The organism is Bradyrhizobium sp. SRS-191, assembly GCF_024586915.1.
In the GTDB taxonomy this organism is placed as follows: Bacteria; Pseudomonadota; Alphaproteobacteria; order Rhizobiales; family Xanthobacteraceae; genus Bradyrhizobium.
This window is the reverse complement of the sequence record NZ_JANBVS010000047.1, coordinates 1-2,891: the sequence shown is the minus strand read 5'-3', so window position 1 is coordinate 2,891 and position 2,891 is coordinate 1. Positions and strand designations below refer to the sequence as shown.

Below are 2,891 nucleotides of genomic sequence, written 5' to 3'. Positions count from 1 at the left end.
GCGCGATGGCATCAGGACCCAACGCGTATTTCTGTTCCTGCGGCAGGTAGATCAACTGGCCGATCCGGGTCAGCGTGAAGGTGAGGCGCGAGACGGTCGATCGGGGAAGGCCGCAACGCTCGGCGATGTCCCGGTTGCCCAGGCGCGCGCAGCGGCTGTCGAAGCAGCGCAGAATGTCGAAGGCGCGCGAGACCACCTGGATCACCTGGTCGTTTTCCGCACCGGTCGCAGGCGCGTCCTGCATCATCAGCCTTTCAGATCGTCGTCCCATCGCTTACGCTCCCAAACAGTTCAGTTTCATTTCCGTACGAGATGATCTGGGTCGGCTCGATCCGAGATCAGATTGCCGCCGCCAGCCGCGTCGCCTGATCGATGGCGCGCTTGGCATCGAGTTCCGCGGCTTCGAAGGCACCCCCGACCAAACGCGCCTTGACACCTTGCGCCTGAAGCTCGTCGTAAAGCTTGCGCAGAGACGTCTGGCCGGCACAGACGATGACGGTGTCGACATCGAACAGCCGGGGCTCACCGTTCACGGTCGTGTGCAGGCCGGCATCGTCGACCCCGAGATAGTCGACACCGCTCACCATGTGCACGCCGCGCCGTTGCAGGACCAGCCGGTGGGTCCAGCCGGTGGTACGACCGAGATTGCGGCCAACCACATCGGTCTTGCGCTGCATCAGATAGACTTCGCGTTCGGCGCGGGCAACTTCGGGCTTTACGCCGGTCACGCCGCCGCGCGGATGGTTGACGAAGTCGATGCCCCATTCCCGCGCGAACACGGCGACGTCGAGCGCCGCCGACGGACCGGCATGGGTGATGAGCTCGGCGACATCGAAGCCGATGCCACCGGCGCCCATGATGGCGACCTTCCGTCCGACCTCGCGGCGACCGCGAATGACGTCGATGTAACTGACGACCTTGGGATGGTCGATGCCCGGAATCTGCGGAACACGCGGCTCGATGCCGGTTGCCACGATGACCTCGTCGAAGCCGTCAGCCTTCAATGCGTCGGCGTCCGCCCTCGTATTGAGGCGCAGCTCGATGCCGCGCACCGCGATCATGCGGCGGAAATAGCGCAGCGTCTCGTCGAATTCTTCCTTGCCCGGAATCTTGCGCGCCAGATTGAACTGGCCGCCGATCTCGGGACCTGCCTCGAACAGCGTCACCTTGTGGCCGCGCTCGGCCGCGGTCGTCGCGAAAGCGAGGCCCGCAGGTCCCGCCCCGATCACCGCGATGCGCTTGGGCGTGTGCGCTCGATCGATGGTCAGCTCTGTTTCGTGACAGGCGCGCGGATTGACGAGGCACGAGACCATGCGGCCGGTGAAGGTGTGGTCGAGGCAGGCCTGGTTGCAGGCGATGCAGGTGTTGATCTCGTCCTCGCGGCCTTCGGCGGCCTTGCGCACCAGTTCCGGATCCGCGAGCATCGGACGGGCCATCGAAACGATGTCGCCGTCGCCGCGCGCGAGCACCTCTTCGGCGACCCCGGGCATGTTGATACGGTTCGACGTGATCATGGGCACGCCGAGCTCCTTGCGCAGCCGGCCGGTCACCCCGGTGAAGGCCGCGCGAGGCACCATGGTAGCGATGGTCGGCACGAAGGCTTCGTGCCAGCAGAAATGCGTGGAGACGATATTGACGCCGGCCGCGACGACGGCCTTGCCGAGCGCCACGACCTCGTCCCAGGCAAGCCCTCCTTCGAGCATGTCCATGGCGGAGATGCGGAAGATGACGATGAAATCGTTGCCGACCGCGGCGCGAACCCGCCGGATCACCTCGACCGGGAAGCGCATGCGATTTTCGAACGAACCGCCCCAGCGGTCGGTGCGACGGTTGGTCTTTTCGACGAGGAAGGTCGAGATCAGATAGCCGGCCGAGCCGATGATCTCGACGCCGTCGTAGCCGGCGGATTTCGCAAGCGCGGCACAGTTGGCGAAATCGGCGATCTGTTTCTCGATGCCTGCGTCGTCCAGTTCGCGCGGCACGAAGGCGCCGATGCGCGATTTGACGGCCGAGGGCGCGACACAGTTCGGCGTGCGCGCCAGCGGACCGGCATGCAGGATCTGGAGGCAGATCTTCACCTCGGGATCGGCAACATGCACCGCGTCCGTAATCTGCCGATGCTGCGCCGCCTCCTCCGGGGTCGACAGCTTGATGCCGTGACCGCTCGCCTCGAGGTTCGGCGGGATGCCGCCGGTGATGATCATCCCGACGCCGTTCCGTGCGCGCTCCGCGAAAAAGGCGGCCTGCCGGGCAAAGCCGTTCTCGGCTTCCTCCAGCCCGGTGTGCATGGAGCCCATCAGCGCCCGGTTCTTCAGGCGGGTGAAACCGAGATCGAGCGGTGAAAACAGCTTCGGATATCTCTGGCTGGCCGACATCAGGCGGTTTCTTCCCTGGAGCAACTTAATTAATCGATTAATTAGCCCGCTGGGTAAAGTGATTAAGAGCGCCCGTGCCGGGAGTCAACCGTCTTGGCGTCGCGCGTTATGTCCAATCAGCGGAGGCGCCGGGGTCGCGACGCCGGACCGCATGGGCCGGCGCCGCGACGATGGCTTGCCCCGTTACTTTTCCGCCTTGTAGGACTGGTTTCGAGCAATCGTCGTCCAGCGGCCGTTCTTGATCTGGCCGATGGTTGCGGCCGACACGCCAAGGTGGTTGTCCTTCGAGAACGACACCGGCGCGCCGCCGAAAATGTCCTCGAACACCTTGCCCGACTCCATCGCCGCGATCAGCGACTCCGTCGTCAGGTTCTTGCCTGCGAGACCGGCATAGAACGCGAATGCCATCGCGCCGTCATAGCCCGAGGTCGACTGCAGGTTAGGATCGACGCCGAACATCTTGCGATAGGCCTCGATGAACTCCTTCACCTTGCCGGTCGCGGTATCCGGATAGAA

General features: G+C 64.5%; 3 protein-coding genes. All 3 read right to left on the bottom strand.

What is annotated here, in order from left to right; translation table 11 throughout:
- Positions 1-271: helix-turn-helix domain-containing protein (locus NLR35_RS33665; RefSeq protein ID WP_257170846.1), on the bottom strand; the 271-nt coding region annotated here is incomplete at its 3' end.
- 67 nt (positions 272-338) lie between these two features.
- Positions 339-2,375, bottom strand: coding sequence for an NADPH-dependent 2,4-dienoyl-CoA reductase (locus NLR35_RS33660; RefSeq protein WP_257170845.1), 2,037 nt, complete (start codon positions 2,373-2,375; stop codon positions 339-341).
- Positions 2,376-2,558: 183 nt separating this feature from the next.
- A partial coding sequence (locus tag NLR35_RS33655) for an ABC transporter substrate-binding protein (protein WP_257170844.1) occupies positions 2,559-2,891 on the bottom strand: 333 nt, incomplete at its 5' end.